Below are 24,967 nucleotides of genomic sequence, written 5' to 3'. Positions count from 1 at the left end.
GAATTAAGTAATGAATAAAGTGGTTAGAGGTCTTAAAAATAAGTTTTCAAAGAACGCAACTGTATTAAGTATGAAAAAATGGGCCAAGGATGAAAGTGGATTCGAGGTTTTTGAAAAATTTGGTTTGACCCAAGGGGGAGTTCTTTTAGCCTTAGGGGTTTGTGCAGTTGCAGTAATTGTAATGAATGAATTTTGGTCTCAAGTTGGAGATAAATATTTTGGTTCCGAAGGTGGGCTGGATACTTTAAATCCTGATAGTGCTCAAGCAGTTGCACCAGGATGGGGTAAGGAAGCTGCTGGCGGTTGGAAATAATGATTACTCCATTCATTACCTGGTTGAAAGAGGAAGATGGGTTTGAAGTTTTCGAGAGATCTGTCCTAACTAAAGGGGGAATAATAATAGCTATAGGCGTTGGGAGCATTATTCTTTCGCTTACAGGGGGTGAATATACCCATATAGAAAATGAGTTTATAGGAAGCGAGGAAGAAGCAGATGAAACGCTTCGTCGATTCCATTAAAAATGAAGAAGGCTTTTTAACTTTTGAATGGAGTTATCTCTTATTAATCTTTTTAGTGATCATTGTATTTTTATTACCAAGCATAATTACCATAGGTAAAATATACTTATACTCCAATCAAGCTGCGGCCTATGCGATTCAAAGAGTCTCAGAACAAGGTTATATGACGGAAGAGATCGCTACAGATGTAATTAAACATTTAGAGAGCAATGGAATATATGACTTTGAATTGTATGGGACTGGTGAACCGAAAGGATTGAATGAGAAAGTTGAAGTAAAAATTATTGCCAAAGTCCATCCGCCTATTTTAAAAATAATGCCTTGGATGAGAACCAGGAATTCAAAAGCATATGAGGAAGGGGCATTATCACTAATATCTCAGAAAATTGACGTTTCAAATGTTTATATTAGATAAAAAAGAGTTATCTATTGTTGTAACAAATAAATCTTAAATATCCTCTGAACGATAAAACTAACAAACATTTCTCTTCCAGATAAGTTACTCTTGTGACCTCCTTGGTATCGTGATTAAGAGACTTCAAATTATATAATAGCAAGAGTGGTTATTTTATCCACCCTTGCTATTTTCCAGTTATTGGGAATTTGGAGCCGAATGGTAACTCATGTAAATAAGCCCTTGCCTTTCGGTAAGGACTTATTTAGTGGAAAGTAAGTATGCCCTTTATAATATTCGAATAAATGGGAAAAATTCGCCCAAGAAAGATAAAAATCATGGCAACACCAAGAAATTAAGCGCTCATCTTATCAAAGAGAGGGCATTTTTTATTTGAGGTCTATGGCTTTCAGGAAATATTAAACTAACAGTGTCTAAAAGTGGTATAAGTATTGGAAATGATAATTAACACAAGAAAGCCCTCACCAAAAATGAAGTGCACCCCTTAAAGTAGACATTGGAAAAAGCCCCAAGGTTATCCGAGGGGACTGACGGGACTGACCCCCGTTTGAGGGCTTTTTATTTGTTGTCTAACTTATCATATATATATCCATCCGTTTATAGCGATTAAATCCATGAGAACATGTAATTCAGTACCTACTAAAGCGGAAAGAAAAATTACTTTGAGTGAAATACTTTGTTTATAAGTAAATAAAACCATTAATTTAGGTACTATTTTAAGACAACCCATAACCAATGCAGTTAAGAATATGGCACAAGCCAAACCACCCAAATAAGTTTCATCCAGAACGCTTGGATTTAAACCTGGAATAAATGGTACGTAATAAAACACGTGAGTTAGAATATCCGGTAGCGCCATCCCGCAAAATAAAGTTGTAATGTTTAATTGTTTTCTGTATACCAATGCGGCAGTTGTAGTAACCATTGTATGTCCTATAATACCAGCCATATGAACCTCCATAAATCTTTTTTATCTAGTGATATTTTTAATCCCTTGAAACATTTTGCATGCTTTTTGTTTTACCAATTATTCTAAAATGGATAATCCTTTTATAAAATGAACGTTATCCATCCGACTCTCAGTAAGTTTCATAAATTCTTTCTCTGTTTGTACTTGTTTTGCATCATTTGTGTCTACGACTCCATTATTTTTCCCATACACTTTATTGAGTGTAAAAATCCCCATATATGTTTCTTTGGAAGGAATTTGATTAAATGTAGAATTGTCTACAATTAAGATGAACTCATCATACTCCGAAAAACGATCATGACCAAACCAAGTATTACTATCGTATCTTACAGGTATTTCTTTCCCATCAAACGCTATTTTTTTTAGATTTTCATTCTTTTTATCTGTAAATAACACTGCCTCGCCATTTGTTATTTTAGGTAAAGATTGAATTGGATCAGAGGTCGCAAAACCTTGCTTACTTTCCTTTCGTAATATTCCTTTTTTTATCACATCTTCAGCTGTTTTTTGATCCATAATGAATACTGAATTCCTATCACTTTTTGTTGTTTTGACTTTATATAAGTCTACTGACTTGATTTCACTATTGTGTTCATTTTTTATATGTTGTAATGCTTGTTTATCTCCTACCATTAGGATTCCGTTTCTTGGTTCTTTATATATAAAGGTTAAATAAACACCAAATAAAACAGCAGCAATTACAAATATATTTATTATTTTTCTCATTTTTATCTCCTTTGAATCTTTAATTTAATTGAGGTTTTAATTAACGGTTGTTATTTTCTTCCTAGGAAGTAAGTGATTTGTTCTAAAAAAGTCTAAACACGGAATCTAGTTTTTTAGGTTCGACACAGAGTTTAATTAATTTACTCGATAGTTCATATTGGATAACCTTACATTTACATGACAAATTTGTAAGAATTCTATTGACCATACCTTGGGGAGCTTGCTGTAAGGATTACAAGTGGGCAGGAGCCGTAGAATAAATAAACCCATTCTATAAGTAAGAACTCCGTCTAAAGATATAGAAGGGCTTTTAAAAAGTGTTGGATAATTACTCATTTTAAATCTTCACGTATTACCGATATTTAATAGGTAACTTTTTATTGTGTTAACTCGTCATACTCCGAGTGAAATAGTAAATTAGAAAAAGGGGTTAACAATCATGAACAAAACAAAATGGATTCCGGCGGTACTTCTAGTAGCCGCATTAGCATCTGCCTGTGGTAACAACCAAAAATCAACAGATGCCCCAGCAACAGCGACACAAGAGCCGAAACAGGAGCAGGCTCAACCAGCAACACAACAAACGGCTACTTCTACCTCTTCAGATGAGAAAGTAGTACAAAATCTAACTACTCCACAAGAAATAATTGTTTACAAACAAGGGTCTAAACAGGTAGTAAAACCTGAGGATGAATTATTTAAAACAATATTTACATTGACAAATAAACGTTTGATCAATCCAGGATATGTAATGCGTTTTGATGAAAGTAATGAAGCAGTTACCAAGACTGTTAAGGAAGGTCTTGCTGTGGAATTCAAATATGAGCAGTCAATTAAAAATACTATTCCTGCATTTGTAGGTGGAGAGAACAATCAGGAGATCAATGCAAAAAGTATCCTATTCATAGTGGATGGGGAAAATAAGAATCTCATGTTTTATTCAGAGGACGGTAAAAACTACGGAACAGCTCCAATTGAATACCCAGAGTCTGTAGAATTAAACGATCTGTTGAAAAAATAGTAGAAGGTTCAGACAGAGGTATTTCCTGTAGCATAAGGGAAATCGGCTTTTTACTTTTTTGGATAGTAAAAAATCAGTTATGGGGCTGATGAAGCAAGCCGTATACCTTGGTGAACTTGCCGATCGGGTAAGGGTTGCTAGTGGACAGGAGCCGCAGAATAAAAAGTAAACAGTTACTAGAGAACGAGAAAACGTCCGAATACGAGAGAGATTCGGACGTTTCTACATAATGTTTTTTCAGAAAGGGTCAGCTACTCTTCTTTATCCTTTTTTTTATAAATCTTATCCAAAAGGATAGAAACAAACACGGCTACTACGAAGCTAATTAAGTAACGAACAGGCTCTCTGATAAACCAATTATCAGCTATATTCATATCCTTTGTAATTTGCATAGTAGCATATACAGAAAAGATAATTAGAACCAACTTTAAAGTCTCTGTGTTCATCTTATCTCCTTTCTGTTTATTAAATGATAGCGTAAACGATACCTTCTGCAATATAACCGCAAGTTTTTGCAACCCACCCCCAAACATATGGCTCCAGGGCTTTGGTTACAGTTTCACGTACTTCTTCTAATGGACCCAATAAAATTACGCCATTCCAAAGAGTAAGCCATTTCTCTTCAGAAAGTTTTTCTTTTAAAATATCAGGGAATTTAGAATACATCTTTTTCGGTAACTCTTTTTTCACATACCCTTTCCCAAAATATTTCAGTAGCTTTGTTCCAAGAGAAACAAAACCCTGTGCTTCCAGTTGTGCAGGCTCTTTTACTACTACTCTTGGTGCAGTTTCTAAAATGTCCTTAGCAGTTTCTTGGATAATCTTATCCATTTCTTGTTGTGACATTGGAGTTTGGTAAGAAACTGATTGTGACACTTTTTCTTGAGCAAACGCGCTGGTCGCCGGAGCTATAGCAGTCCCTAGAAAACCAACAGTAGATAAAATTGCAATTCCTTTAATTAACTTTTTGTTCATCATAAAGTATAACCTCTTTTCTAAATATTATCAATAAAGGGATATTATTACATTTAAACCTACAAACATTCCTTATTCTCGATCAATATAATTACCTATAAGGAATAACTGAACCACGGCTTTATTTTGTTATACAAAGTTTCCCGTACAGCTTATTCACATGTAAGCAAATTACTTTTTCGAAAAAAAATATTTTTTTCCATTTAAACGCAAAGGCGTGGTAAACTCGAATGGAGCATCATTAATATGCTCTGATTGTGGGGGTGTTCCTAAGCTTTCGTTGGGCATTTGGGAACATCCCGTTTTTATTACCTGTTTAAAATCCTTCTTTCGACATCTACCTCTGCGATCGCCCCATACTAGCACCTAACATGCCTCCTAAGACCTATTTCTCGAAAAAGACATTCCTCCCTTTCAAAAAAATTCATTTTATATGATTTTAATAAAAGCATCATTCTCCTTTGTATATTTTGGTAATTCGTAATCATATTAACAACATAAGGTTTGGATGTAAATATATGTTAAAAAATAAAATTTATATTAATCTTTTAATAAAATGTTTGATTTACTAAACAATAAAAATAAAAAAACAGAATGCCGACCACTTTACGTGCCGACATTCTGTTGTATTACTATAGTTTTTAAATTCCAATTTGATCCGACATTTGTTTAATGAAGCTTACAGCAGAACCGAGTCCAAATAGGGATAACGCAGATAAAGACATTACCATCTTAATAAGATGTTTTTTCATAATAATCCCCCATTTCTATTATGTTATTCTATAATATGCTAAAAATCAAAAAAATGTCAATTAAAACAACAAAAGGATAAAAAATATCAAAATATTAAATTTTGTAAAACAATAAAATGAATGGTATAATATGTAAAAAACCGGGTTGATGAGGGAGGAAGTCAATTGAATACGATTGGCGAAAAAGTCAAAAAATACAGATTGAAATTAAACTTAACGCAGGGGGAATTAGCCGAAGGAATTTGCAGTCGCAGTTATATTTGTCAGGTTGAAAAAGACCATGCTTTACCAGTTCCAGATATCTTAGTTAAAATTGCAGAACGTTTACAGGTAAGCGTGGTTGAAATCTGTTCAGATTTTGATGTTTCTGCCTATGAACAAATCCAAGTACATAAAGCTATACGTGGAATTGTTAATAGTGCTGAGGAAGGGAATTTTGATAATATACACAAATTATTGTGTAAAATTTCGGGAATAGAGCTAAAAGAAGCAGAAAAAAGTGTTTATGAATGGGGAAAGGGAATAATAGCCCAATCAGATCAAAGCTTTTATCAAGCAGCGTCTTACTTTTTGGAAAGCATCAATTATGCAAGACAAACATCAAACCCTTTATTACTCATACGTCCCCTTGTCTCTTTAGGAGAGCTTTATTCAACACAAGAATTACCTCATAAGGCTATTTCTTATTTGGATGAAGCGTATCAATTGACACTTCAACATGATATTACCGGAATACCTAAGGTTGCCCTTCATTACACAATAGGATTAATGCATGTAAGACTAGGCGAATATTACTCAGGTATTGAAAAATTTGAACAAGCTGAAAAGATTAATCAGGCATACGATATTCTATATAAAAGTGGAGAGATTTATACAGGGATAGCAGTCTGTTATAGACATCTGGAACAATATGATATGGCAGAACAATATAACTTTAAAGCGCTTGAAGCTTTTAAATTGTATAATGATTCCAAGAGGAAAGCTCGCATTGCAGGTGTATATAACAATTTGGGAATTGTTTATAGATGTACTCAAAAATACAGTTTGTCTGTTTCTAACCTTGAAAAAGCAATCCAGTTTCATGAAGAGATGGGTTCACTACATTGGATGAATAATTCAAAGATTGAATTATCAAAAGTCTATAATCTAATTGGAAAATATGCCGAAGCAATAGAACTTTGTTTAACAGCAATTGAAAATAACACAAGTGAACATACTCTCGCTGAGGGGCTATTAACCCTTTCAGAAACACATTTTTATTTAGGAGAAAAAGATCAAGCTCTGCAATCCATAGATAGAGCCTTGTCTTATTTCTCTGATAGCCCAAATAGCAGATTCTTTTTAAAGGCATCACATCTGTTCAATAAAATGGTGTTTGAATTTGGAAAACAACCAGAAATAGAATCTATTTATGATAAGTATTTTGCAATTCGTGTATAAAGGGATATAAAAAACCTCTATTCCGTGTAAGGATGAACTGCCCCCCGTCAAGTAGACAATGGAAAAATAAAAGATCAGACACCAACTATTCACTTAGGTTGGTGTCTTTCTTATGATGCTGAACTTTGAAGGTATTGCCTGTATTCCAAAGGTGTCATACAGTTTAGTCTTTTCTGGTATCGATGGGTATTGTAGTAATTTATGTATTCTGTAATTGCTACTCCCAGATCTTTGTATGTATTGAATTTATTGAGATAATACATTTCGGATTTTATCATTCCCCAAAACGATTCCATCGGGCCATTGTCTATGCACCTAGATACCCTCGACATGCTTTGTATCATTCCTGCATCGTCCAGTTTCTTCTTGAATTTTTTGCTCGTATATTGGAATCCTCGGTCACTATGAAAGATAGGTTTAGCATTAGGATATGACTGATGTGCAATATCAAAAGTTCTAAAAACAAGTTCATTGTTGTTGGAATGCCCGATCACAAAAGAAACAATACTTTTATCTGACAAATCCAGGATTGCACTCAAATAAGCCTTTCTTTGAAGGCCATACTTCATTTCCGTCACGTCAGTGAGCCATTTTGTACCGAATCCATCGGATTCGAAATCTCTGTTTAAGACATTTTCCGCCGTAATTTCAGGCGTTGAAGGAATGTAATTCTTTTTCTTTCTGCGGCATACCGATTTTATTTGTAAGATACACATGAGTCTGTATATCCGTTTATGGTTAACAGTAAGATTGTGTTGTCGGTTTAGTTTGATTGTCATCTGACGATATCCAAGGATTCCATCTCTTTCTACATAGGCATCCTTAATCATGGGAAGCAACTCTTTGTTGAATTTCTCGTTATCACTTTCTTTCCTGTTTAGCCATTTATAATACGAAGAACGTTGAATCCCCATGTTTTCACAGAGTTGATTTATGGGATATAATTTACTGTCATGAAGATCGCGTATTGCAAGATATACAGGTTCATATCGGACTTGGCTTAGAATCGCCCCCCTTGGATTTCGTCCAGCTTTTTTAGTAAGTCAATCTCCATTTGCTTTCTTCTGTTCTCAGCTTGAAGCAGCTTATTTTGTGCCCTCAATTTCTCCACTTCGGACATCTCATCTTCAAGCTTTCGCTTTCCACGTTTATCCTGAAGTGCATCTACACCAGATTTAATGTATTTATTTGTCCAAGAATAAACTTGCTGATAGGATACCTGAAATTTCTGTGCGGTTTGGGCATAATTGTGTTGATGTTCTATACAGAATCTTACGATTTCAATTCTTTCATTGTAAGTAGTTGCTCGTCCTTTTGTCATGATTGGCGTTCCTCCTGAGCCGGAAGCTTTCGGCTTCTCATGACCATTATACTTCAGGATCCAGTTACGCAGTTGGCGGGTTGATTTGATGCCATATCTTTTACATATATCCATGTGAGAACCACCACTAGCCAGATAATCCTCGACAGCTGTTTTCTTTAATTCTGTGGAATAGGAGGAGTTCTTTGATGTATTGAGCAATCCGTTTGGACCTAACGTTTGATAAGTTTGAAGCCATTGTTTAATAGATGGAAAGGAAACATCTAGAAGATTTGCTAAATGATTAAGCGAATCTTCCCCACGAAGATATTTTTCAATAGCTGCAATCTTTTCTGACCCAGATATTTTTGCTTTATGGGACATAAAAATGCTCCTCCTTGTAAGGAAACAGTTATATTATTTCAACTGTCTACCACAAGGGGAGCATATCAATTAAAGGAGGGTGCTTCGTTTTTTCTTAACAAGCATCTCTGCAACCATTTTGCTTATTTTTATGAAATTTTGCAACTAAACAACCTGTTAGTATCTCAAAATCCGAAAAATCTTTTTAAGAAAACAGCCTCCAACATATAAATCAAGTGAGGATGTTTAATTATATGCGCAATATATAATTGAATTTTTCTGTTGAATGTTCGCATATAATAGGAACAAACGTTCTTGATTTGGAGGTTCATATGCGAAAACTAAGTCCTAAAAAGCTTCAGGTTTTTAAAGAAATTAAAACATACACAGATAAAATGAAATATCCTCCTACCGTAAGAGAATTGTGTAAACTCACAGGTACCAAATCAACAAGTACAATGCATAGACATTTAAATGATCTAAGAAAAATGGGAGTTTTAACCTGGAATGAAGGAAGACCAAGAACTCTTACAATTTCGGAAGGTTGAGAGAAATATGTTGTCTGACATCGAGAGAAAAGTACTTAGAATTATAGGAAACTATTCTGCGGGTAGACATAGATTTCCCACTATTGATGAACTGTGCATAAAAACAGGAAGGTCACGTAAGGGAATAATAGAGGTGCTGGAAGTTTTACATAAGGAAACATATATTGTATGGACTAAGAAAAACCCTGATGAAATAGAACTTTTAGAAGCTTGGGAACGAAAGAGCTTATGGAAAAATAATAACTTATAGAAGGACAATTAAATGACAAAAACTAGATTTGACATTCAAAGTTAAAAGAATTAAAGAAATACAAGTCGCAGAGGGGATTGGATTTAGAAATTAAAATCCAGGTGTGACGATCCGAGGCGTGAGATTTGTGAGAATAATATGGTCAATTCTGTTGGTGACAGGTCGAGATCTCGCTGTATCCAGAAGTGAATGGTTCCCACATAGGCAGAGACAAGGTAGGCAAATAAATATTGCTGTTATACTTTTGAATTCCTGCTTCTCATCCAAGGCATTATTTTTAGAATGGGCGGATGGACTTTGGCAATAATTTTTACTTCAACTTTCTCATTAAATCCTTTCGGTTCACCAGTCCCATACAATTCAAAATCATATATTCCATTGCTCTCTAAATGTTTAATTACATCTGTAGCGATCTCTTCCGTCATATAACCTTGTTCTGAGACTCTTTGAATCGCATAGGTCGCAGCTTGATTGGAGTATATAAGAATGTTTCACCTATGGTAATTATGTTTGGTAATAAAAATACAATGGTTACTATTAAGATTAATATGAAGAGAACAGAAATGATCTCATTTCCATTTGAATTTATCTCCAATTAATGCGACTATTACTATTGTTGCCCCTAGATACAGACGATCTAGTACCAAAAAGAAAGTGATTTCAACATTATGAATGTGAGCTTCCCATATGTAGTACCAACCAACAAGCATAAAAAAAACTCCTAATATTAGAAAAAACAGATTTCTTTTCTTCATATTGGTCGCTTCCCCCTGACAAAACAAGCACTGGAAAACCATGCTTATTTTAATTAATAGCTCCTAACTACTATACACTTATTTTGATAAGGGGGGATTTTCTAAATGACGGGGATCTCACTCAAGTTTTTATGAAATAGAGATATGAACCATGAAACTGCTCACGTATTAATTGGGTCAATCGAGAACCGAAGGACGTGTCTCCATTTGGTCTCATGAATACCTGAAAGAATAGATATGCAATAAATCAAGTATTCGTGGTTGATTTAAACACTGGCCAACGAATGCCTATTTCTGCTAATCAGACTCTTACAAGTAAATTGTATAAATCAGGAAGATTTATTTCTTTCGCTCTTGATGACGACGAAAAAAATAAAGATGTGATAAAAATGTATGTTCTTGAGTGATGTTATTAATTTAGCCAAAATATTTCTAACTGGGAAAACTGAGATGACAGGGCGGTCAAGGTAAAATATTTGTAATAAGGCAAATGGAGGCATCTATTGGTGTCTGCTTCCGGGTAGTTTATTCAATATAACAGAAGGCTAAAGAATAGTAGGGGATTTATATTATTAATATACTGACTTCTTGTAGCAAATGAGGAAGGGGCATTATCACTAATATCTCAGAAAATTGACGTTTCAAACGTTTATATTAGATAAAAAAGAGTTATCTATTGTTGTAACAAATAGATCTTAAATATCCTCTGAACGATAAAACTAACATAGATTGCTCTTCCGGATAAGGTACTCTTGTGACCTCCTTCAAATCGTAATCAAGAGTCTTCAAATTATATAATAGCAAGAGTGGTTATTTTATCCACCCTTGCTATTTTTCAGTTATTAGGAGGGCGATATTCTTACTTCCCAGTTAACAGTAATTTCTGATGTAAACCCGTCCTCTTTTCTTTTAAACCCATGCTTTGTTGCAAATCATTTAATTTCTCTATTTCATAGCACTTTCCAACTCAATGATCTCATATCCATCTGCAACCAAACAAGAGAAAACAGTGGAAATGAGAAAAGTAGCTAAGAAAACTACTCAAAAAACTAAAAAGGCTTTTCTAGAAGCTTACTGTAGAAGTGCGCGAGGAGTTTGAAGTTGAGAAAGCAGAACGAGCGGCGGCATGAAAAAAGAACTGGCTCGCCAGAAAGAAGACATGAACCAGTTCAATAAAGAGAAACGTGCTCGTGAAGATCAACTCGAAACAGAGTGAAAGAAGTAGCTGAACGTTGCGTGAGGAACTGAAATCTGCTAACAGCAGTGTTGAATCTATTGCTACTAATGCTGTTGTAGCCGCAGGTCAGTCCAATGTGACTGTTCAGACAGATAAACATTTCAATTTCAAAGATGGATATTCATTCTTTTAGGATAATTTTACGTTTATCGAGCAGTCTATTAACGAAATAGAAATATCTTCTAATTTACTATCGTATAAGGAGAGATTTTTATAGCACTTTTAGTCACATTTGTTGGTACTTCGCCAATCCCAACGCCAGGAGCTAGTGCCTCATACAAAATTTGGTCATACAAAATCGAGGGTAACGGACAAGAGATATCAACAGGACAGCGGTGGGCTCTCGCCCTTCCAGGTAACGTAAATGTACAAGATCCAAGCCTCTTCCCTGATGTATCTGAATTGGCTGGAACATTTGTTACACCTGATCCAACATCAGGTATTCAGTATGTAGGTCGTACAGCGAGCTCTACCAATAGTCTAACTATCGCGTTCGTTGCACCAGCCCGTACATCCTCCGGAAAGGTGCTCCTTTACAAGTCCACCCCCGGCGAAAACTGGGTATCTGTGGCCTTCTCTGCCATGCCAAACGGTACGACAAGCCATGGACAAAACATAACACTTCCTGCTCCTGGTGCCCCAGTATACACAGGCCGGCCTGTGTATGACTTCTCGGGTACCCTTCCGTATGCCAGTGAGTTATTCGGCGTCTATCAGCCCTTAGCTGGGTGGTTCAGCTTGCTATCAGCACTTTCGACCGCTGCATTGTATCCTAAGTCTGTGTTATCGAAGCTAAGTCCGAAGCAGTTTCACGGGGAAAGCGCCCGGACTCTGAGTAACGAGGCCTTGGCTACGCTTGCGGAGCAATACGAGGCCGCTCCAACCGGCGTGCTGTCTCCGGTGGGATTAGTAAACCTTTTTCGGGAGTACTTTTTCGAGTTTGATACCTTCCTTGGAAAACCTGCGGGTCATATCTGGGTCAGCCCCGGTGGTACCGTAGAGGTGGTCGAAACCAGTACCCGACGGACGCTAGTTGAAAAGTTGGCCGAGCAGTCAGAGGAGATTTCCCGTAAGACAGAGGAGAGCTTCACTGAACAGGACGATGTCGCGGACGCGGTCAAAGAAGAAAACTCCAACGACACTAAACTTGGTGTCAGCGCTACCGGGGGGGTTAACGCGAAGATCTACCATGCTGATGTGAGTGCAAGTTTTAGTACCCAAAACACCGTAAAGCGGGCCTCGGAGGCAATGCACAAACGTACTCGGACACAGACTGCCAAGGTTACCAGTGAAATCAAGCGAAATTTCAGGACCAGTTTCAAAACGGTAACCGAAACTATGGACACCTCCAGCCGACGTTATATCCTCCAGAACAATACCCCCGATCTAGTCAACTACGAACTCAGGCGAAAGATGCGCAAGGTGGGCGTACAACTACAACATGTCGGTACGCGTTTTTGTTGGCAGGTGTACATTGGCGACCCAGGTAAAAGCCTTGGACTTGGAGATATGGTTCATGTGGTGGAATCTCCGGATCTTACCGCGATTAGAAAACCGGAGAAATTACCGTATCCAGTGAACAAAGAGATTCCCTTCCACTTCGAGATCCCATTCCTTCATGACAAAGGACCGGACGATGAAGCTGAGGAAACGTATACACCACATCCTGACAATCCCTGCCGTGGAGTAAATCCCAGTACGACAGGTCATGACGATACGATTCAGTTCTGCTTCGAGAAGCAACTGCCCCCACCGCCGCCAGGTTATGTACATAGTAAAATTGTTTCGGTAGACCATCATGGAGCTCAGGTTCAATATTTTTATCAACTAGTCCCTTCTTCTGATCCGGTAAAGCCCCTTATCAAGGTGCAATTTACTTACGCGAATTTTCAGGGCAGGAAGTCTCTTCCTTTCGATTTTGTCCTGCTCTACATTCCAACGGACGAGGCGAAGGCGGAGGTGGATAAACTCAACTTAGAAGCAGAGACTGCTTATAAGAAGGAGGTTGCACGGTTACAACACGAAGCTTATGGCAAGGCTGTCCGCGAACGACTTCGGCTGGTTAGTTCAATACGCCCCCGTCCTCCCGAGGATCTACGTAGCGAGGAGCGCCGATCCGTGTTCCGTAATCTTATTCGAAGGCTGGAGGAACTTGGGCATTACCCGCAGAATCCTCAACAACTTCCTTTCCTGGAATCGGAGCAAATTCAACAGTTTTTTGATGTGGACGAGATGCTATATTTCGTCGCCCCTGATTATTGGCAGCCCGGTCCAGTATCTCCCCCTCCACCTACTCAAAACAGCGTAGGCAGATATCCAGTTCCGCCTTTTGAGGAGGAGCCGCCGGCAGGTACTACGTCTCTGCCTCTCGCTGGACAGACCGTGGCAGGATGGTACTCCAGAGCAGAGGAGTACAAAGTAATAAATGGACAGGAGTTTCCTCCATCTGAGTGGCGGGTGGATTACCTTATCACCGAGCAGACACAGCCTGCACCGATGGGAAGTTCGCTTGGGTGGCTGATTCAAATAGACGGCGATGAGCGGCGGAATGAATTTCTCAACTCTGCATGGGTAAAAGCCATTCTTCCAATTCGGCCTGGCCAAGAAATAGCCGCTCTTTCTTGGCTTACTAAGGTTGAAGGAGTGGCTGCACTTGGCCTTCCTTATCCATACCAACCAGGAGACCCAGATATTTTCCAAGGAAAGAAAGTTGGCGAGGTTCTAAAAATCCTTGCAGAACAACTTCAAGTAGCAAATACGGACGTATCCAAGACTTTGGCATCGGAAAAGGTCTTCGAAACCGGTTTTGACCCCTTAGCCGGTGGCTTTCGGCCAGCTGAGCCCTACGAGGTATTTGACCAATGGATAGAGATCCTGCCAACCGATCAGGTGGCTGCTGTGGCTGTTCGCTACGACCCTAAGACTGGACAGCAAATTTAAAGAAAAGGTGTTGGAACTATGACATCGCGCAATACACCTGGATCACTGATCTTGGATGCCTTTTATGTCGACGAGTTCGGCGTTCAAAATGCTTCCCACAACATAGATTCTAGAATGCCTAGAGCCACTCCGCTTCTACATAAGAACAAATTTACTTCCGTTCACCCACTACGTGGAGGAGGAGTTATAGAGTTCGCTGAGACAGTGCGATTGCCAGATGTTACCAACAAAGCTAATCCTAGGCACAATCCTAGTCTTGCAGGCCAATGGGTGCAGACCAACATCCCCAGTAGCCATCGAGACACTCATCCAGTGTGGCTTTTCCTCTCAGCATCGACTTTGACACGCGCCAGGGAGCTGAGAAGCGACCAGCCATGGGATACACCAATCCGAGTTTCCATTCTGTATGCAGTCGGTTTCGAGATGAACCGTCACGGGCTTCGATCCGCAATAGCCACTCATCCCGAGCCATCAGCGCTGATCGTGGTGCCTGGCATCGAACCCCCCTTACCTCGTTGGGGGGTTGGTATTAACGATTCGGATCTGATGAATCTGCTCCAATCTGCAGTTAGTCGACCTGTGACATATAATACAAAGGTGATGGCTGCCTATAGTACCGGTGCCAACGGCCTCAATCAGACTCTGTTGCACAATTTGATTGACGTGAGCCAGGTTGAGCGGATTATCTTCTATGACTGCCTATATGAAAAGGTTAGTGGAAACACAGCGGAGGCGCTTAATGCTGCGAGGCGCAGGGCAGGTCCAAGCTTGAAAATTATTGCTTATAAATGCACCAAGAATGGAAATAGCCTAGACAGTAGTTTCAATCTTTCTGTGGTCAGGAAAAACCCCGGACTTATTCGCTCGGATGGAGTTGTCGACCTATCCTATATGACTGCTGGTGTCTTCCCAGCTTACTCCGCCATAATTACTTTTCGGGCCCTCGAGAGTGGCATCGCCGATGGCCTAATTACTCTCACTTCTTCGCTTCATACCGCCTTCGACGAGATGAAGCGAATTGTACCGGCGAGAGGTAAGGTAGTAAGCCAGTCCAACACTTGGAGTTACGTCTTCGGAGGCTCTCCGCCATCGGACAAGGTGCTTCTTTCTAGTTGGTACAAAGATAATGAGAGGGTTATAAAGCAATTTTATAGTCATCTGGGCTCAATAACGAAATCGGGTAGTATTCGTGAATTAATCTGGGGCAACCAGTTGCCCGGTTGGTCTGGAGGAGACGGAGAAGAAAACCACGACCTGCTACTTCCTGACTTTGCTTGGGAATACTTGACACCATGACAACCCTGGATCTGGAATCCTGAGAAACGTATTACATAAGAAGAGTTTGTCCACAGTCTGTAACGCCTGAATCTAAAAAATTCAGGCGTTTTTCAAAAGGATAATCCCTAAAAAATGGATTATCTATTATTGGAAAGTAGTAATACAGGTTAGTGGCACCCCTAAGCTTTACATAATAATTATTAAGTAAATAAAACTAGTACTAGCTCCTTTTAGTTCTCTCTTGTTACACGATCAACCGCAGCTTTTTGTTGCTCTTCTGATGTGTGGGTATATGTTTGAGTTGTCGTTATTGTGCCCAAGTTGAGTTTGAAGGGAGGGAAGGGTAGAGGCTGGGTTTTCAATATACTTGGAAGCAAAACTATGCCGTAACCCATGTGTAGTTAATCCAAGTTTACCATAAGCCTTACCATATTTTTTCACAATATCCTGGAATGTTCTCCAATGCATTCTAGACCCATTACTATGCGACTGTAAAAAGTGACATCTAAACGTTTATATCCTCTAACGATAAAACTAACAAACATTGCTCTTCCGGATAAGGGACTCTTGTGACCTCCTTCGAATCGAGATCAAGAGCCTTTTAAATTATATAATAGCAAGAGTGGTTATTTTTATCCACCCTTGCTATTTTTCAGGTATTAGGAGGGCGATATTCTTACTTCCCAGTTAACAGCAATTTCTGATGTAAACCCGTCCTCTTTTCTTTTAAACCCATGCTTTGTTGCAAATGATTTAATTTCTCTCGTCATAGCACTTTCCAACTCAATGATCTCATATCCATTCTCATTTCCATATTCCTTTAAAATTTGAAGCAATCTTGATCCGTATCCTATTCGGGTATTCTGAAACTGAATCCTGGCAATCGTGATTTTTTTCATCAACAAATTATAACGAATCATTGCCTCATTCTCATTTCCTATAACAAATAACCGATTCATGTCTACCCTGGCTTCCACTCTTCCTTTATTATCCTCCTCAAAGAGTTGAATAACTGGCTGACACTCATCTAATGATACTCGATTGAACAAGATTCAGACCTCCCTTCCAATATTTGAGATTGTCTTATTTAACGCTAATCAGAATCCATAATGTTAAAATCTTCATTTACGACATGAAAATCTATATAGGCCCATATGAATCGATGAAATATTTCCTGTAGCCAAATACGTAAGTTGAATGATGAAGGATTTCGTAGAAGACACCCACAGTATCTACAAGGGATTTATCAACGTATACTTTTCCTCTTTAGAAGAGGGTTCTTTAACGATTTCATAAGACCAGATAGTAACCGGTGCATATTGTAAAAAGACTGTATACGAAACTGTCTGCAAATTTCGTTTCTTTATGTTTTTAGTTGGAGAATATGAGTTTGAGTGAAAGACCTTGTTTCTAGATTTTTCACAAATTAATAGGATAACCTTGCAAGATTGACGAAAAGCTCCTTTTGAAAAACCCTGAACTTTTAAAATTCAGGCGTTTTTCAAAAGGATAATTCTAGTTCAATGAGAGTGGGGAGGAATTAAGTTCCTAAAAAATGGATTATACATGATTGAAAAGTAGTAAAACAGGTCAGTGACACCTCTTAACTTTACATAATAATTATTAAGTTAATAGAGCCAGTAATCTTACAATCCCCTTTTTAATTGCTATCTTGTTACACGATCAACCGCAGCTTTTTGTTGCTCTTCTGATGTGTGGGTATATGTTTGAGTTGTCGTTATTGCACTATGCCCAAGTTGAGTTTGAAGGGAGGGAAGGGTAGAGGCTGGGTTTTCAATATACTTGGAAGCAAAACTATGCCGTAACCCATGTGTAGTTAATCCAGGTTTACCATAAGCCTTACCATATTTTTTCACAATATCCTGGAATGTTCTCCAATGCATTCTAGATCCATTGCTATCTCCACATGAAATTGCAAGGAAAAGTGCTTTTTCATTTTTTTGTGGTTTATAGCAGCTCTCGCGGATTTCCAAGTATTTTTCTAACCAGCCAAGTGCTTCTTTTGAAAAATAGGGGGCATCTTCTTTGTTCCCTTTTCTAGAGATCAGTAGTTGCCTATCCTTCTTATCAATCATATCTAGATCCAAATTAATGATCTCAGAAAGACGAATTCCGCTTCCCAATGCTAAGGCGATTAATGCCGTATCTCTTATGCGATTTAGCTCATGGGCCTTTAACTGTAATTTATGTGTACAAACTGACTTATAGCCTTCATATACAAATTCAATGAATTCAGTTATATCATTTGATCCTATTGTTTTTGGTTTCATTCTTGCACGTACAGCAGCGGGAGTAGAGCGTTTACTCTTGATTTCAATCTTGGCCATCACGTTATACTCTAACAAAGTTCTGTTACGATCTTCAGGATCTTCTTCCCTGTATAACCAATTAAAAAGGGACTTTAGAGAAGACAGTTTGCGATTTATCGCGCTATCGCTTTGTTCATCATTTGATTTCTTGTGTTTTCCATATCTCTTAACGTGACTAATAAAGCCTTGAATATTGGAACGATGCAACACATTCAGATCAGAAAGAGTGATTTCATTACTAGTTTTTGCAGTCGTTAAACAATCGACAATCATCCAATCAAAAAACATTTGGTAGTCAATTGCATATCCACGTAAAGTAGAAGGGGAGCATTTCTTTTCAGTTGTTAGATATTGAAAATAGAGATCAACGAAGTAGGGTAAGCGGCTTACTCTTTCCTCAACTTCTTCTTTATGTTTTTGTTTAATCGTAGACATAGGGGAGACACCTCAACTTTAACGAAAAAAGCATTGTAGAAAATTATATTTTTTACATAATACATAAGTTTCATTATACAATTTGTAGTATTATATGGGTAGTGACGATTGGAAGTATGTGTTATTTTTTTCGATTTAGCCAGGAGACGAAAAAGGTATCTGATTCGCTCTTAGGAATTATCAACCGTGACAGGGGTAACCCAGATGTTGTGATTCAAAATACGAAAGCTACAACATTAAAAAATTAGAAAATGAAGTGAAAGGGATGAGTCAACCTTATATTAATGATTTCTCAGATATAAAAGAAGTTAGATGGGAATAGTAGAGATATTGAGTAGTGGAAAAAATACCCTTGTAATGACAATCAATACGAAAAAACATTATGAAGAATCAAAAACAATTTAGCTATTAAGGAATAAAAGATATGTGTGATTTTTATTAATAGATTAAGAGAGGTATATGCAAAATGGAACAAGTAAAAAAATTAAGAGTGAGTCATTTCCCGCAAATTACGTGTGAACCATTTACTGTTGAAGTAGATAATTTGGAGCAAGCGAGACTAATGTACAATACACTTGCCGATTATGATTTATTCCAGTTTAACAATAACATCAAGCCGGATTATGCAAACTCTACAATCGTAGAGCGATGGAATGATGAACAACAAGAATGGTTAATTTGGTTTGATGAAGAGACTGGAATTGATGATATAAACGAATATTTTAAGGAGAACGAAAACTAATATCTTACTAAATAAAGTGTTTTTTTAGAACAACAGGACTAGGTATATCAAGAAAAGGCATAAAAAGGATGTAACCTGGCATTTCTAGTAAAGGAAATAAATGCAGGTTACATCTTTCTCCTACTAATCTATTTTGAATGGAGGCTTTCAATAAATAACTTCGATTCTAATCACTTTAACGGGTTGAAAGAACTTGTTAAAGATGCTAACGAGCTATATATTATCAATCTCATTTTTAATCCAGTCATTTGATTTTATCTTTAATGAGACCATTGCTTATCATGTAATGAGTATCATATAGAACCTGTTTCTTTATGAATAGGGACGTAGCAACCCTGCCATTCCCCAAAACCAACGTAGGAAATGTCGTTTTCCTACGTTGGTTTTGGGGGGACTATGCTTATATCGGTAATAATGTCCATATTGTCTTTGAGAAATGGTATGCAGTTTAAATAGTTCTTTTCGTGGAAATGACTATGTGTGACAATCTGTTATGGAGGCGATTAAGAATTGAAATACAGCATTAAGCTGTGCCTAGTTTGCTATGAACAGTTTGAATCCCGCAGACGTGATGCAATGTATTGCGGCAGTGCTTGTCGCCAGGTAGCTTCACGTGACCGGAGAAAAGGTCTTAACACTTATGAGCTACCTAATTGGATGAGATTCCGCATAATTCATTTTCAAGAAGTCTTCAATCTAAAGACACTAGCTAATAATTACAAACGTCGTGAATGGATTGATTCTATTGAGGATTTATATCGAATTAAAGAATGTATAGAAGGATACCAGTCTGTTCTATTCATTTGTTACAATAAATTTGATATACCCAAAGTTGCGGATGAAATTAACCGATGCAGCTAACATATCAATCAAACAATGTAAAAAGACTGACATGAGTATAAAAGGAGATATAAGTAGAACTATTTAATAAGATGGTTCCTTTTTATTTTCAGTTCATGAAATAGCATTTTTAAGTAATAATAAAAAATGAGATAATTTTTTACTTCTATTAACCAACTCTCGTGTTGTTTAGTGACACAAACTTGTATACCTTTTTTAATGAAAACCTTATAGATATGGGATACTTTATTGTAAATTTGGTAAACATGTTTGTGTCACCGTTATATTCCTGCTGGGCATCGGTGATTGCAAGCTTTGAATAGACTTCCAGTGACTTCCGGCTTTCATGTCCGGAATACGGTTGTATGAGCGCGTCATCGATGCCCTGCTTTTTGAGCCAGGTTAACAGGAAATGTCGTAGCTTGTGTGGCACCAGACCGGCTTCCTCTGAATATTTGGTCAAAATCTGTCGTATTCCCCGGTCCGTGTACTTCTTCTTCCACGATGATTCAAATAAATAGACCGCTGCTTTTTCTTCATCGCGTCAGCGTGCATGGCCAGCAGTTCTTTAAATGACTGAGGGAACGGAACGATGCGATCCTTGTCCCCCTTTCCGTTATTGATGCGAACTTGGCAGTAGTGAAAATCAATATCCGTCAGCTGAATATTGATTAGTTCGCTAACGCAGATACCGGTATACATGAGTGTCTTGACAATCATCATGTCTTGGAAATTTTTCGACTTCCAGACTACTTCGTAATAACGCTTGAGCTCTTCCTCTGTTGGCACGTATGGTAGCTTCTTGGATGCCTTTGGAATCGATAACCATAGTTTGACTCTTCCCCGGCAATGAGTTCCATCAACCATTCTTTGATCTGATTGTCAGGGATGGGACGCTGTTGTTGGTTGAAGGAATACCTAGGGATAGGACGTCCTCCGTTGTATACTCGTTCCTGCTTGAAATGCTTCTTTCGGTAATAATACGTTGGCCTTAAACGTTTGAATTTGAGACTTAGTTTTCTTCCTCTAACAACGGGTTATACTGTTGACCCTCTTTCTTTCTATTCAGAAGTATATTCCATTTATCTCCTTCCTTCACTGTCGTAAAAGCGACTTTATTTATGATGTTCTTATCATTAGCTCCTTCATAGCTCCTAAATTTTATTTCAGTGATTACCTCACATTTGCCTTCATCTACACAATCGCTACTAACCACTTTAAAATATTCCATTGGGTGTCGAACCATAGAGTTCACAAACGCTTCCTTGGTAGGTGGATTATCAGCACTTACCATATTATAGGCTTCATCATCCTTTTGATCCTTTAGTGCTTGCAAATAATTAGATACTAGTGCTTCCTGCGGGGAAGGCTCTTTAGATGCACATCCCGTTAAAGCTAAAGACACCACTAAAAAAGCACCGAAAATACTTTTATATTTTTCCATTATTTCACCTCAAAATACTTTTTGTAAAAAAATGGTATGGATAATAATAGTGTATCACACAATAGAAAAATAGAGGTGGGGGTTTTTATGAAAAAGGGTATTGTATCAACAGTTTTGGCACTTAGCTTATTAGCTCCAGCGACAGGGGCGCTTGCAGAAGAAACTCGCAGTAACTATGACTACAGCATCGAAGAGAGTTTAAAATTGCAGGAATCAGAAGACGCCAAAGAAGATGCTCTCTTAGATTTGAGAGTTCCATTTGAACACAGAGGAATATCTGCTCAAGCTATCGACATTCTATCAGCCTACGGTAAAATCTATTTTGATGCTGACTTCAAGGTTAAGAATAATTACCAATTCCTTATAGTTTTCGCATAAAGATCGCGAGTATGACTCAATACGGATCATGACGGATACAGAAGAATATACTGGCAGTAATGACGAATTCACCGTGCTCCTTGAGGCGTACGACGATGATAGGGACACTTGGCTCATAAAAGATCGAGTAACTTGCAGAGTTGGCATATTTCAATCTAGATTAAAAAACCTGAGCCCGGTAGATTACCGAACTCAGGAAGATTAGATGGAACTTATTGAAAGTGGTCTACTTTACAGGAATAAAATTACTTTAAGGGAGGACATTATGTGATAGTACACAAGCAGTTTAATTAAACAAGCTAATCTAATCCTCATAACAGTTTTATAATTCTGACACACGCTTCCGCAACGTACTGATCATGCGTAACGATAATGATTGTTTTGCCTTCATTATTGAGCCCCTTTAGAAGCTTAACAATTTCGTTTCTGTTGTCAATATCCAATGAGCCAGTAGGTTCATCGGCAAGAATGAGGTCACAGGGTTTTAACAAGGTTCTCGCAATCGCCAGCCTCTGCTGCTCTCCGCCTGAAAGGCCGTATGTTTTTTGCTTGAGCGGTATATCCATCCCCACCTTCTCCAGCGCATCCATTTTTAATTTTTGCTTTTCCTTTTTTGATTTTCTTGAATAGAGTAACGGAATTTCAAGATTATATTCCACTGTTGCATCATCAATTAATGCGTAATTTTGGAATAAATAAGCGATTTTTGTCCTGAGAAGCCTGTTTGCTTGAGCTGAACCAATCCGCGGGGGAATCTTATCAAACAGTTTGACAGTGCCACCACTTGGATTTTCTAGCAATCCCATGATATTCAAAACTGTTGTCTTTCCAGACCCGCTTTTCCCAGTAATGGCGAGCATTTCACCCTCATAGACCTTCAAATTTATATGTTCAAGAACCAAGTCGTCTTGATAACGTTTACTGACATCCACTAGTTCACATACCGTTTTCATGCTACTTAAACCCCTCCCTTCAGGATTTTCACTTTGTTTTTATGCTCGATAACGAAAAGTGCAAGAACGGACGCTACTAATTCAAATAAGAATACCCCACCCCCTACTGCAAGCACATTAATATCAGGTGATCCGATTGCTTGGTAGATGGATGATGCCACTTCAAAAACACTTCCCGCCTTCTCCACCAAATTAGATGCCAGCCCGTTGTTAATAAGGAAACAGATACCCAATTGAATCACCCATGTCATTGTTAAAATCCACATATACTCCTTGTACGTTTTAAAAAAATCAGCGCCAAATAATCTGCGAACGATAAATCTTCGTTGGTATTTGCTGAAGAATACACTAAGATTCTGCACAACAAGCACTAATAACCCCGTTACCAGTCCGAAGCTTATGAACAAAAGCTGGTTCCTCTGCTTTTGTAGATCGTATATCTGCTCTAAAACGTACTGGTCAACTGCTATTAGGTTTTTCAGGTTGTCATCGAGTTCTAGCCTTTTGAGTTCTGGCTCCAGCGCCTTTAACGTCTGCTGGCTGTCTCTATTGATCAGCTTCACCTTTAACGGATCACGGCCACCACCACCGGTCATCATGTTTGCCTTATCTGCAACAAGACTGTTTTTCTCAGTGATCACTTGAATGATCGGATCTACAATGATATTGTTTTCTAAGCGAAATACATCAGGGTTGAAGCTAAAAATTTTCTGATCATTAGCAATCCAGACAATTGTAATCTGTTGATTCTTTACGCGATCTGGAATCTTTACTTTAAACAGGTTCTCATCCGCTTCAAGACGACTCTTTCTGCTTTTCTTAAAGTAATCCATAATATCTTTTTCATTATCACGGTATTTTTCAGGTACAAGCAAAATGAAATCACTTGTATCTTCAAAAATTTTCACAGGATTATTTTGGATATCATACACAGGAAACTCATGCAGATAATTAAGATTTACCGAAATAGAACGTATGCCGTCAAATTTCCTGTTAAGAACAAGCGATTTTTGCTCATATGCTCTCGCGTGAATATATACGGCTCCCATTCGATTGAGTAGAGGGTAAAGTCCTGTGACTTTAGTTACAGTCGTTTTGTGTGATCCTTTCTGTAAATCCTCCAAATCATTCCCGACCTTTACGGGATAGAACACACCATAATCCTTGCTGCGCTCCCAACTCTTCAGATTTTCCTGCTTGATATGCAAATCATTATACTGACTCCAGGTTGAAAGGATGATTAGGATGAGAAATATCGTGCATCCAGTCTTGAGTAGAGTGTTCAAAACGAAGATGCCATTCGTTTCTTTGCGATTCTTGATTACATCGACTACCTTGATTCTAGAGATGTAGATATAGGCGATGAATGAAATTAAAGTGACAATGATATAACTGATCAATTGGGAAATGATAACACTTCCTATGAACTGAACAGTTGTGCCCTTTATTAGCAAGGCTGCAAGTACAGAAGTAGTTGTAGTTAGAACAAAAATAATGGTAATTAATCTCCCTACGACTATGTACCATAGATACAAGTTAGACAGGCCGTGCATTTTCATAACGCCGATCCGCTTGGACTCGTTAAAAATATAGTAGATGAGCATAATGATCACGATGATAATAATTAAGTACCTAATGTATGTAAAGAAGTCTTCCTTGATTTCCATTTCCCCTGAATTGTAAGATTGACGACTCTTAAAATCTTCAGGAGTAAACAAAGCCCCTTGGTCAGCCATTTTATTAGAAATTATTTTGCTGATGACTCGGTCAACAAACTCATTGTATCGTTCTTCAGATGCTTCGACAAAATACTGGCCTGTTACGGGAAGATGTTCATAAGCAACCTTAAGCGGTTTTATTTCGAACAAGTGGTTATTACCAAAAGTTTTGAGTATACCTACCTGATCCTGGTTACCGGTATCTACCGTTGATAGGAAGGAATTACTCTGCTGCGTGTCGTCCGAGGTCAGAAACTTCCCCTTTTCTAATCGAAAAGAATCAAATAACCGGGTGCTGGTTGTCATCAGCACGTATTTGTGAATTTGAACCTCGTCATCTACGCCGTAATTGATGTGTGTTTTGAAAATATTGACCTTGCTCTCGATGGCCGCTTCTAGTAAGATCGGGTACATCTCATCCGGTGAAGAAAAATTCGCATAGTCGGGAATCCCAAACTGCCTTGAAATCCCCTCTCCTGCCTTTTCCATTTGATCAAGTTCATTTTGAGAGGTTTGATTGTAAACCAACAAAAAAGAAACTACGAAAATAAAGACTAGCAAACTAGCTAATGTTTTTTTCAATTCACCCGCCCCCTCAAATAATGAAAAATTCAGACCCTTTTCAAAAACATACCATA

At 38.0% G+C, this 24,967-nt stretch carries 26 protein-coding genes and 1 pseudogene; 12 read left to right on the top strand and 15 right to left on the bottom strand.

Annotated features, from left to right (window positions below; all coding sequences use genetic code 11):
- The first annotated feature begins 10 nt into the window (after positions 1-10).
- The 3 genes from O0550_RS12905 to O0550_RS12895 are packed head-to-tail and all read left to right on the top strand — an operon-like array spanning position 11 to position 934.
- Positions 11-313 carry a hypothetical protein gene (locus O0550_RS12905; protein WP_258426510.1) on the top strand — a complete coding sequence of 101 codons (303 nt, stop codon included), beginning with the start codon at positions 11-13 and terminating at the stop codon, positions 311-313.
- Entirely contained in the window at positions 304-519 is a 216-nt protein-coding gene (locus O0550_RS12900) for a hypothetical protein (protein ID WP_035319123.1), read from the top strand. The genes O0550_RS12905 and O0550_RS12900 overlap by 10 nt, the downstream gene beginning before the upstream one ends.
- Positions 494-934 (top strand): hypothetical protein, encoded by a 441-nt coding sequence (locus O0550_RS12895; RefSeq protein WP_258426509.1) that lies wholly within the window; start codon positions 494-496, stop codon positions 932-934. Before O0550_RS12900 ends, O0550_RS12895 begins: the two co-directional genes overlap by 26 nt.
- Before the next feature lie 577 nt (positions 935-1,511).
- Here the strand turns inward: O0550_RS12895 and O0550_RS12890 are convergent.
- Together O0550_RS12890 and O0550_RS12885 are read right to left on the bottom strand one after the other, a co-directional pair.
- Positions 1,512-1,883, bottom strand: coding sequence for a hypothetical protein (locus O0550_RS12890; RefSeq protein WP_258426508.1), 372 nt, complete (start codon positions 1,881-1,883; stop codon positions 1,512-1,514).
- Between the two features lie 78 nt (positions 1,884-1,961).
- Complete coding sequence (locus O0550_RS12885) at positions 1,962-2,630, bottom strand: lipoprotein BA_5634 family protein (protein ID WP_258426507.1); 669 nt, start codon at positions 2,628-2,630, stop codon at positions 1,962-1,964.
- Positions 2,631-3,069: 439 nt separating this feature from the next.
- Here O0550_RS12885 and O0550_RS12880 point away from each other — a divergent pair, with 439 nt between their 5' ends.
- Positions 3,070-3,651 (top strand): hypothetical protein, encoded by a 582-nt coding sequence (locus O0550_RS12880; RefSeq protein ID WP_258426506.1) that lies wholly within the window; start codon positions 3,070-3,072, stop codon positions 3,649-3,651.
- 251 nt (positions 3,652-3,902) lie between these two features.
- Here O0550_RS12880 and O0550_RS12875 read toward each other — a convergent pair whose 3' ends face one another.
- On the bottom strand, positions 3,903-4,097 hold the full coding sequence (locus tag O0550_RS12875) for a hypothetical protein (RefSeq protein WP_064018589.1): 195 nt from the start codon (positions 4,095-4,097) through the stop codon (positions 3,903-3,905).
- 19 nt (positions 4,098-4,116) lie between these two features.
- Positions 4,117-4,629 carry a hypothetical protein gene (locus tag O0550_RS12870; RefSeq protein ID WP_258426505.1) on the bottom strand — a complete coding sequence of 171 codons (513 nt, stop codon included), beginning with the start codon at positions 4,627-4,629 and terminating at the stop codon, positions 4,117-4,119.
- A 914-nt stretch (positions 4,630-5,543) separates the two neighbouring features.
- Here O0550_RS12870 and O0550_RS12865 point away from each other — a divergent pair.
- Positions 5,544-6,818 carry a tetratricopeptide repeat protein gene (locus O0550_RS12865; RefSeq protein ID WP_258426504.1) on the top strand — a complete coding sequence of 425 codons (1,275 nt, stop codon included), beginning with the start codon at positions 5,544-5,546 and terminating at the stop codon, positions 6,816-6,818.
- 110 nt (positions 6,819-6,928) lie between these two features.
- Here O0550_RS12865 and O0550_RS12860 read toward each other — a convergent pair whose 3' ends face one another.
- Together O0550_RS12860 and O0550_RS12855 are read right to left on the bottom strand one after the other, a co-directional pair.
- Positions 6,929-7,786 carry an IS3 family transposase gene (locus O0550_RS12860; protein ID WP_258426614.1) on the bottom strand — a complete coding sequence of 286 codons (858 nt, stop codon included), beginning with the start codon at positions 7,784-7,786 and terminating at the stop codon, positions 6,929-6,931.
- 32 nt (positions 7,787-7,818) lie between these two features.
- Positions 7,819-8,502: a helix-turn-helix domain-containing protein gene (locus O0550_RS12855; RefSeq protein WP_119732365.1), complete on the bottom strand. Its 684-nt coding sequence runs from the start codon at positions 8,500-8,502 to the stop codon at positions 7,819-7,821.
- Between the two features lie 311 nt (positions 8,503-8,813).
- Between O0550_RS12855 and O0550_RS12850 the strand changes: the two genes are divergently transcribed.
- Both O0550_RS12850 and O0550_RS12845 read left to right on the top strand, forming a co-directional pair.
- Positions 8,814-9,029 carry a LexA family protein gene (locus O0550_RS12850; protein WP_258426503.1) on the top strand — a complete coding sequence of 72 codons (216 nt, stop codon included), beginning with the start codon at positions 8,814-8,816 and terminating at the stop codon, positions 9,027-9,029.
- A complete protein-coding gene (locus O0550_RS12845; protein ID WP_309304381.1) occupies positions 8,989-9,279 on the top strand; it encodes a LexA family transcriptional regulator in 291 nt (96 codons plus the stop codon). The genes O0550_RS12850 and O0550_RS12845 overlap by 41 nt, the downstream gene beginning before the upstream one ends.
- 569 nt (positions 9,280-9,848) lie before the next feature.
- Here the strand turns inward: O0550_RS12845 and O0550_RS12840 are convergent.
- Complete coding sequence (locus tag O0550_RS12840) at positions 9,849-9,989, bottom strand: hypothetical protein (RefSeq protein ID WP_258426502.1); 141 nt, start codon at positions 9,987-9,989, stop codon at positions 9,849-9,851.
- Positions 9,990-12,009: 2,020 nt separating this feature from the next.
- Between O0550_RS12840 and O0550_RS12835 the strand changes: the two genes are divergently transcribed.
- Positions 12,010-14,211 (top strand): hypothetical protein, encoded by a 2,202-nt coding sequence (locus O0550_RS12835; protein ID WP_258426501.1) that lies wholly within the window; start codon positions 12,010-12,012, stop codon positions 14,209-14,211.
- An 18-nt stretch (positions 14,212-14,229) separates the two neighbouring features.
- Complete coding sequence (locus O0550_RS12830) at positions 14,230-15,507, top strand: hypothetical protein (RefSeq protein ID WP_258426500.1); 1,278 nt, start codon at positions 14,230-14,232, stop codon at positions 15,505-15,507.
- 234 nt (positions 15,508-15,741) lie between these two features.
- Here the strand turns inward: O0550_RS12830 and O0550_RS24685 are convergent.
- From O0550_RS24685 to xerS, 3 genes and pseudogenes are all read right to left on the bottom strand, one after another.
- A pseudogene (locus O0550_RS24685) lies at positions 15,742-15,975 on the bottom strand (tyrosine-type recombinase/integrase); the annotation flags it as partial.
- Positions 15,976-16,148: 173 nt separating this feature from the next.
- A complete protein-coding gene (locus O0550_RS12825; protein ID WP_258426499.1) occupies positions 16,149-16,538 on the bottom strand; it encodes a hypothetical protein in 390 nt (129 codons plus the stop codon).
- A 618-nt stretch (positions 16,539-17,156) separates the two neighbouring features.
- Positions 17,157-18,254, bottom strand: a complete 1,098-nt coding sequence (gene xerS, locus O0550_RS12820) for a tyrosine recombinase XerS (protein WP_258426498.1) — start codon at positions 18,252-18,254, stop codon at positions 17,157-17,159.
- 466 nt (positions 18,255-18,720) lie between these two features.
- Between xerS and O0550_RS12815 the strand changes: the two genes are divergently transcribed.
- Complete coding sequence (locus tag O0550_RS12815; RefSeq protein WP_258426497.1) at positions 18,721-18,996, top strand: hypothetical protein; 276 nt, start codon at positions 18,721-18,723, stop codon at positions 18,994-18,996.
- 510 nt (positions 18,997-19,506) lie between these two features.
- Positions 19,507-19,857, top strand: a complete 351-nt coding sequence (locus tag O0550_RS12810; protein WP_258426496.1) for a hypothetical protein — start codon at positions 19,507-19,509, stop codon at positions 19,855-19,857.
- 148 nt (positions 19,858-20,005) lie between these two features.
- On the opposite strand, the gene O0550_RS12805 is transcribed toward O0550_RS12810, so the two are convergent.
- The 3 genes from O0550_RS12805 to O0550_RS12795 all read right to left on the bottom strand — a co-directional run bounded on the left by O0550_RS12805 (position 20,006) and on the right by O0550_RS12795 (position 21,280).
- Positions 20,006-20,311, bottom strand: coding sequence for a site-specific integrase (locus tag O0550_RS12805; protein WP_258426612.1), 306 nt, complete (start codon positions 20,309-20,311; stop codon positions 20,006-20,008).
- Positions 20,296-20,625, bottom strand: coding sequence for a phage lytic cycle repressor MrpR family protein (locus O0550_RS12800; protein ID WP_258426495.1), 330 nt, complete (start codon positions 20,623-20,625; stop codon positions 20,296-20,298). The genes O0550_RS12805 and O0550_RS12800 overlap by 16 nt, the downstream gene beginning before the upstream one ends.
- Positions 20,626-20,848: 223 nt before the next feature.
- Positions 20,849-21,280, bottom strand: a complete 432-nt coding sequence (locus O0550_RS12795; protein WP_258426494.1) for a DUF3053 domain-containing protein — start codon at positions 21,278-21,280, stop codon at positions 20,849-20,851.
- A gap of 87 nt (positions 21,281-21,367) precedes the next feature.
- Between O0550_RS12795 and O0550_RS12790 the strand changes: the two genes are divergently transcribed.
- On the top strand, positions 21,368-21,658 hold the full coding sequence (locus tag O0550_RS12790) for a hypothetical protein (protein WP_258426493.1): 291 nt from the start codon (positions 21,368-21,370) through the stop codon (positions 21,656-21,658).
- Positions 21,659-21,969: 311 nt separating this feature from the next.
- Here the strand turns inward: O0550_RS12790 and O0550_RS12785 are convergent, their stop codons facing one another.
- Together O0550_RS12785 and O0550_RS12780 are read right to left on the bottom strand one after the other, a co-directional pair.
- Positions 21,970-22,611, bottom strand: coding sequence for an ABC transporter ATP-binding protein (locus O0550_RS12785; RefSeq protein ID WP_258426492.1), 642 nt, complete (start codon positions 22,609-22,611; stop codon positions 21,970-21,972).
- 5 nt (positions 22,612-22,616) lie between these two features.
- On the bottom strand, positions 22,617-24,911 hold the full coding sequence (locus O0550_RS12780; protein ID WP_258426491.1) for a DUF1430 domain-containing protein: 2,295 nt from the start codon (positions 24,909-24,911) through the stop codon (positions 22,617-22,619).
- Between the last annotated feature and the right edge of the window lie 56 nt (positions 24,912-24,967).

The sequence above is a fragment of the Brevibacillus halotolerans genome (assembly GCF_026891775.1).
Lineage (GTDB): Bacteria > Bacillota > Bacilli > Brevibacillales > Brevibacillaceae > Brevibacillus_B > Brevibacillus_B halotolerans.
The sequence above is the reverse complement of the archived record's forward strand: the minus strand, read 5'-3'. Positions and strand labels throughout refer to the sequence as shown.

What these genes read in the sequence shown, in the direction of transcription:
- O0550_RS12905 (WP_258426510.1), top strand. Translation starts at nt 11, where the DNA reads ATGAATAAAGTGGTTAGAGGTCTTAAAAATAAGTTTTCAAAGAACGCA.
- O0550_RS12895 (WP_258426509.1), top strand. Translation starts at nt 494, where the DNA reads ATGAAACGCTTCGTCGATTCCATTAAAAATGAAGAAGGCTTTTTAACT.
- O0550_RS12890 (WP_258426508.1), bottom strand. Translation starts at nt 1,883, where the DNA reads ATGGCTGGTATTATAGGACATACAATGGTTACTACAACTGCCGCATTG.
- O0550_RS12885 (WP_258426507.1), bottom strand. Translation starts at nt 2,630, where the DNA reads ATGAGAAAAATAATAAATATATTTGTAATTGCTGCTGTTTTATTTGGT.
- O0550_RS12880 (WP_258426506.1), top strand. Translation starts at nt 3,070, where the DNA reads ATGAACAAAACAAAATGGATTCCGGCGGTACTTCTAGTAGCCGCATTA.
- O0550_RS12875 (WP_064018589.1), bottom strand. Translation starts at nt 4,097, where the DNA reads ATGAACACAGAGACTTTAAAGTTGGTTCTAATTATCTTTTCTGTATAT.
- O0550_RS12870 (WP_258426505.1), bottom strand. Translation starts at nt 4,629, where the DNA reads ATGATGAACAAAAAGTTAATTAAAGGAATTGCAATTTTATCTACTGTT.
- O0550_RS12855 (WP_119732365.1), bottom strand. Translation starts at nt 8,502, where the DNA reads ATGTCCCATAAAGCAAAAATATCTGGGTCAGAAAAGATTGCAGCTATT.
- O0550_RS12850 (WP_258426503.1), top strand. Translation starts at nt 8,814, where the DNA reads ATGCGAAAACTAAGTCCTAAAAAGCTTCAGGTTTTTAAAGAAATTAAA.
- O0550_RS12845 (WP_309304381.1), top strand. Translation starts at nt 8,989, where the DNA reads ATGAAGGAAGACCAAGAACTCTTACAATTTCGGAAGGTTGAGAGAAAT.
- O0550_RS12840 (WP_258426502.1), bottom strand. Translation starts at nt 9,989, where the DNA reads ATGCTTGTTGGTTGGTACTACATATGGGAAGCTCACATTCATAATGTT.
- O0550_RS12830 (WP_258426500.1), top strand. Translation starts at nt 14,230, where the DNA reads ATGACATCGCGCAATACACCTGGATCACTGATCTTGGATGCCTTTTAT.
- xerS (WP_258426498.1), bottom strand. Translation starts at nt 18,254, where the DNA reads ATGTCTACGATTAAACAAAAACATAAAGAAGAAGTTGAGGAAAGAGTA.
- O0550_RS12815 (WP_258426497.1), top strand. Translation starts at nt 18,721, where the DNA reads ATGGAACAAGTAAAAAAATTAAGAGTGAGTCATTTCCCGCAAATTACG.
- O0550_RS12795 (WP_258426494.1), bottom strand. Translation starts at nt 21,280, where the DNA reads ATGGAAAAATATAAAAGTATTTTCGGTGCTTTTTTAGTGGTGTCTTTA.
- O0550_RS12790 (WP_258426493.1), top strand. Translation starts at nt 21,368, where the DNA reads ATGAAAAAGGGTATTGTATCAACAGTTTTGGCACTTAGCTTATTAGCT.
- O0550_RS12785 (WP_258426492.1), bottom strand. Translation starts at nt 22,611, where the DNA reads ATGAAAACGGTATGTGAACTAGTGGATGTCAGTAAACGTTATCAAGAC.